The 5,729-nt window shown below is 40.5% G+C and carries 7 protein-coding genes; 2 read left to right on the forward strand and 5 right to left on the reverse strand.

From position 1 onward, the window contains the following. Positions 1 to 525 (forward strand): lyase family protein (locus tag AC1DRQ_RS28980; RefSeq protein ID WP_477429235.1); only part of this gene is annotated, 525 nt, incomplete at its 5' end. Positions 526 to 763: 238 nt separating this feature from the next. After that, a complete protein-coding gene (locus tag AC1DRQ_RS28985; protein WP_477429237.1) occupies positions 764 to 1,315 on the forward strand; it encodes a NifU family protein in 552 nt (183 codons plus the stop codon). A 108-nt stretch (positions 1,316 to 1,423) separates the two neighbouring features. On the opposite strand, the gene AC1DRQ_RS28990 is transcribed toward AC1DRQ_RS28985, so the two are convergent. From AC1DRQ_RS28990 to AC1DRQ_RS29010, 5 genes are all read right to left on the reverse strand, one after another. Continuing rightward, a complete protein-coding gene (locus AC1DRQ_RS28990; RefSeq protein WP_477429239.1) occupies positions 1,424 to 2,215 on the reverse strand; it encodes an inositol monophosphatase family protein in 792 nt (263 codons plus the stop codon). Continuing rightward, positions 2,181 to 2,669, reverse strand: a complete 489-nt coding sequence (locus tag AC1DRQ_RS28995) for a GtrA family protein (RefSeq protein ID WP_429401057.1) — start codon at positions 2,667 to 2,669, stop codon at positions 2,181 to 2,183. The genes AC1DRQ_RS28990 and AC1DRQ_RS28995 overlap by 35 nt, the downstream gene beginning before the upstream one ends. Next, entirely contained in the window at positions 2,662 to 3,828 is a 1,167-nt protein-coding gene (locus AC1DRQ_RS29000; RefSeq protein ID WP_477429242.1) for a prolipoprotein diacylglyceryl transferase, read from the reverse strand. The genes AC1DRQ_RS28995 and AC1DRQ_RS29000 overlap by 8 nt, the downstream gene beginning before the upstream one ends. A gap of 29 nt (positions 3,829 to 3,857) precedes the next feature. After that, positions 3,858 to 5,177 (reverse strand): tRNA (N(6)-L-threonylcarbamoyladenosine(37)-C(2))-methylthiotransferase MtaB, encoded by a 1,320-nt coding sequence (gene mtaB, locus AC1DRQ_RS29005; RefSeq protein WP_477429244.1) that lies wholly within the window; start codon positions 5,175 to 5,177, stop codon positions 3,858 to 3,860. Positions 5,178 to 5,276: 99 nt separating this feature from the next. Then, the coding region (locus AC1DRQ_RS29010) for a UbiX family flavin prenyltransferase (protein WP_477429245.1) at positions 5,277 to 5,729 on the reverse strand (453 nt) is incomplete at its 5' end.

Here is a 5,729-nt window from a genome sequence, read left to right on the forward strand (position 1 = left end):
ATGTGGACCTACATATCCATGAACTATTTTAAGCAAAAAATAAAAGCCGGCGAAGTAGGTTCATCAGCTATGCCGCACAAGGTTAATCCGATTGATTTTGAAAACTCGGAAGGTAACCTGGGCATTGCTAATGCTTTATTTGAGCACCTTGCCGCCAAGCTCCCTATATCCAGATTGCAACGCGATCTTACTGATTCGACCGTTTTAAGAAATATTGGTGTTCCGGTTGCTCATACCCTGATTGCCATAAAATCAACCGTAAAAGGTTTAAATAAGCTATTGCTGAATAAAGATGCTATTAGTGCAGATCTGGAAGCCAATTGGCCAGTTGTTGCCGAGGCTATCCAAACCATATTAAGACGCGAAGGCTATCCTAACCCTTATGAAGCGTTAAAAGACCTGACACGTACCAACCAACAAATTAACGGACATACAATAGCAGCCTTTGTTGATACGTTAGATATAAGTGATGCTATTAAACAGGAACTAAAGCAAATTACCCCGTTAAATTATACGGGTATTTGATGAATGTACAGGTGAAACATTATGTTATTGCGAAAAACGAAGCAATCTCATCATAAAGGTTGCGGAAGTAAGGTTCGTTACTTGTCCTATGAGGTTGCCACGCTGCGCTCGCAATGACAAGTTTTTTCATTGGCCTGCATAAACTATCTATCATCTGCATGTCATAACTATTTAATAGCTAACTTTAAAGGAAAAAGCTACCTAAATTTGTTACTTCAAGTTTTAATAAAAGATCAGGATGAATATCAACGTATATACAGAATTAACGCCTAATCCAGCAACTATGAAGTTCATAGTGAACAAGTTGCTTATTAATGGCAGTGCCGATTACGCTACAAAAGAAAGTGCCGAAAAATCACCTTTCGCCAAAGAGTTATATAAATTCTCATTTGTAAATGGTGTTTTCTTTGCCAGTAACTTTGTTACCATCACCAAAACTGATGGCAGCGAATGGGCAGATGTTGAACCCATCATGAAGGAGTTTGTTAAAGGCGCGGTTGAATCTGAATTGAAAATACAATTAGAAGACCAAGCCGAAGAAGCAAACTTTGAAGGCTCAGAAACCGAAGTTAAAATACAACAGATATTACATGATTACGTTCGCCCGGCTGTTGAGCAGGATGGCGGCGCAATTTCATACCGTTCATTTAATGAGGGTGTAGTTACCGTTGAACTGCGTGGTTCATGCAGTGGCTGCCCTTCATCAACCATTACACTTAAAGCCGGTATCGAAAACCTGCTTAAACGTATGGTACCCGAAGTTACCGAAGTGGTATCTGAGGCATTATAAGATTCTTTTCACGAATGCCACGAATTTATTCGAATGAATACTAATCAGTATACAATTCAATAAATTCGTGGCATTCGTGTTTTATAAATTCGTGAAATTAGTGTAACTCTATTTGAAATACTTTTGAATAGTTTGTAATAGTTCCTCAGTAATCTTGCCATTGGTTGCCAATAGCTCCCTTGTCTCAAGCACTTCATCACCCCCTTTAAAATTAACTACCTGCCCCCCTGCTTGTTTTACTATTACTACACCCGCGGCTATATCCCAGGCATTCAGGTTATATTCATAAAAAGCCTCAAACCTGCCACAAGCGGTATAAGCCAGATCTACCGCTGCCGAACCTATTCTGCGCAAACCGTGGCAATTTTTCATCAGGTCGGCAAATAATTCAATATAAGCCGCTTGTTTACCAAAATCATAATACGGAAAACCGGTAGCCAGCAAGCTATCTGCAACCTTTTTATTATTACTAACCTTGATCTCTGAATTGTTAAGATAAGCAGGCGCATCTTTCCAGGCATAAAAACACTCATCCTGGTTAATTTCATACACCACGCCTAAAACCAATTCATCATACTCTTTAAGCGCTATACTTACCGAAAACGCCGGCAAACCATGTATAAAGTTGGTAGTGCCATCAAGCGGATCAATGATCCAGTTATAACGTTCGCCTAATGTAGTAGTGGTTTTTTCTTCGGTAATAAAACCGGCCTCCGGTAATATTTTCCGCAGGCCCTCAACAATTATCTTTTCGGCTGTTTTATCAACGTATGATACCAGGTCGTTCAACCCCTTGTATTCAATTTTATCAGGATCAAACGTTTTTCGTTCCTGCCTGATGAAATCTCCTGCTTGTTTTGATACCTCAGTTACCTGGTTTGTTATTTTTATGAGTTCCATGATGCCGTAATGATAAACTGAATGAAAATACCTTATGTATAAAATAGCTCGCAAAAAACAAACTTAATGCGGCACCTATCCTTGCCACAGGAGGGTACATACCAAAAACCTGTATCAATATTTTTATCACAGTTAAATTTGCAAAAAAACCAATACCGGCCACTGATGCAAAACGTATAAACTGCTTATAAAATGATAGTTTTGATTCGGTGAATACCATATATCGGGTGATCAGAAAATTCACGATCACACCCATACAGAACGATATGGCTAATGACAATGTTGAATTACGAACAGTAATTGAAAATATCTGATAAGTATGCCGTGTAAGCAAATTATGATAAAACAGATAAAAGGCCGATACATCAACTAAAAAACCTGCACCTGCAGAAATTACAAACCTGAATACCTGATTTTCAAATATTTTATATGACTGCTTAATAGTATTAGCCATGTACCGTTGCCGTTTTTTTGTCCCTGTTAAGTCCTGTAACAATTAAAACAGTTCCGCCAACAACCATCAGCAGCGAAATAAATTCGGCCTGGGTAAAGCTTATTCCTGCAACATGGTATTTTGTATTTACACGTATCAGTTCAATAAAAAAGCGTTCAATACCGGCTAATATCATATAAATACCAAACATTACACCGGCAGCCTTTATACGATCGCGAATACTCCACAAAAACCAAAACAGTAATAAACAAATTATACACTCATAAAATGATGTAGGGAAAACCGGATATGCCAGCTCATGGCAAAACTTACCTACACAACCCGGAATAGCAACTCCTTCATCATTTACATTATGCGGAAATTTAAAGGTCCACACCCAATCAGGTGCCCAGCTTAGCCAACCTGGTTTTGGCGCGGTGTTAACAACGCCCCAATCCCCATCGCCCGACATCTGGCAACCTATGCGACCTAAAGCATAAGCCAGCATTACACCCGGGCCGCCAATATCAAGCATATTTAGTGGCTTAACACCATGTTTATTGGCTACATAAAGCACTGCGGCGCCACCGCATATTAAACCTCCGTAAAAAGTAAGACCACTAAAACCAATTAACATCCCAACCGGATCCTTCATAAAATCGCCCCAGTTTTCAAGGGCATTAAACAGCTTGGCTCCTGCAAAACCAAATACGGCGGCCCATAGCAAAATGTTGCCCATTAACTCATGCGGATGCACTGTTATGTCTTTAATTACCGGTTGGGCTAATTTTTGCTTTTCGCTTTCACGATAAGCCCAGTAAGCAAAAACAGCAGCTCCAATAATACCACCTATTAAATTACCCCTTGTGGATAAAAGAAAATCTTGAGGGCTATCCAACAGCGCCTGGTAGTTTAATGCACAATCAACAACTTTATAGAATAAAATAAATCCGAAAATACCATTACCTGCTAATTCGTTAACAGATGCGGGTTTACCAATAGTTACCTTTTTTTTAAAGGAGTGTATTATCCCAAGCTTCTCTTTCCTTTTAAATTCCTGTGCAAAAGCCCAATACGCGCCCATAAAGGCAATAGCCACAAAAAAACCAAATGTTTGTACGGGCAAAGGGATGTTTATACCAAAAAGATATTGAAGGAGCGATGTAATGGTTGGAAACATAGGTTATAGTTTGAAGCGAATATAGTGTTTTAATGAACTAATATTTCTTCGCCTTCTGTTATTTCGACATCACCGTCAGGTGAAATATTTGTTAAGTAAACCGTTTTTAATTCATTGATCAGCACAGGATCGTACTTGGTTTTTACCTTTACGTAATTGCGTGTAAAGCCATGCATAAAGCCGTCTTTAATGTCACCTTCAAACAAAACCACTTCGGTTTTATGAAGCTGGCTTTCATAAAACGCCCTGCGCTTTTTGTCTGACAATATGTGCAGCATTTTACTCCGTTCGCCACGGGCCGAACCTGGTACCGCTCCGCTCATTTGGCTGGCCAGTGTATTTTCACGTTCAGAGTAGGTAAACACATGCAGGTATGAAACGTTCAGGTCGTTTAAAAAATTATAGGTATCAATAAAATCTTCTCTTGTTTCGCCGGGGAAACCCACTATCACATCAACACCTATGCAGCAATTGGGCATTAGCTCTTTTATTTTAGCTACGCGGTTCACATACAAATCACGTTTATAGCGGCGGCGCATTAAACTCAATATCTTATCAGAGCCAGATTGCAGGGGAATATGAAAGTGTGGTACAAAACGTTTTGAACCGGCAACAAAGGCAATGATCTCGTCGGTAAGCAGATTAGGTTCTATAGATGAGATCCTGAAGCGGTCAATACCTTCTACTTCATCCAAAGCTTTTACCAGATCAAAGAATTTATCTTCTCGCTGGCCGTTCCTGATGCCAAAGTCGCCAAGGTTAACCCCCGTTAAAACAATTTCTTTTACACCCGATGCCGCAATTTGCTTTGCCTGCTCTACAACATTTTCAATGGTATCGCTGCGGCTGCTGCCACGGGCCAGGGGTATGGTGCAAAAGGTACAGGAATAATCACAACCATCCTGAACTTTTAAAAAGGTACGGGTACGATCGCCAAATGAATAAGCGGGTACAAACTGGTTAGCCTCAGATACCGGTTGGTTATAAATTACAGCTTTAGGCTTTTTAGTAAGGTCAGTGATATGATCAATGATCTGGAATTTTTCGGCAGCGCCCAATACCATATCAACGCCAGGTATTTCGGCTATTTCCTGGGGCTTTAGCTGCGCGTAGCAACCTACTATGGTTACATAGGCGTTAGGTGAAATTTTAAGCGCTTCCTTAACTATCTTTTTACACTTTTTATCCGCGTTTTCGGTAACCGAGCAGGTGTTAATTACAAAAACGTCAGGCGTGTTCGTAAACTCAACCGTATCATAGCCTGCCTGGTTAAACAGGCGACCAATAGACGAGGTTTCCGAATAGTTGAGCTTGCAGCCCAGCGTATAAAAAGCGACTTTCTTATTCATCTTTAAGGCCGCAAAGATAAGGAATTATTAAATTAATTTTAATTTCGGATTTTGGATGTTCGATTTCGGAATTATCAATTTCAATAAATCACTAATCCACTAATTATCCTCGCTCCAGCGGTAGCTTTCGTGCTCCAACCCTATCAGGTCAATAACACGGTTCACTACGGTCATGGCCAGTTCTTCGATGTTTTTGGGCTTACTGTAATATGAGGGTATGGCAGGGCAGATAATGCCGCCGGCTTCGGTCACAGTTTCCATATTGCGGATATGGATGAGGTTTAATGGTGTATCCCGGGCAACCAGTATCAGTTTACGGCGTTCTTTTAATATCACATCTGCAGCACGGCTTATCAAATCATCAGATATGCCGCCGGCAATAYGGCCCAGCGTGCCCATGGAGCATGGCACGATCACCATAGTATCAAACCTGGCCGAGCCGGATGCAAACGGAGCCATGAAATCATTTTTGGCATAAAATTTATGGTCGTGAAGATCAAAATCCTCGTTGTCAAGCTCARAGCGCCACACATCCTTTGCATTGTCAGACAT

The sequence above is a fragment of the Mucilaginibacter sp. P4_E8 genome, from assembly GCF_056401495.1.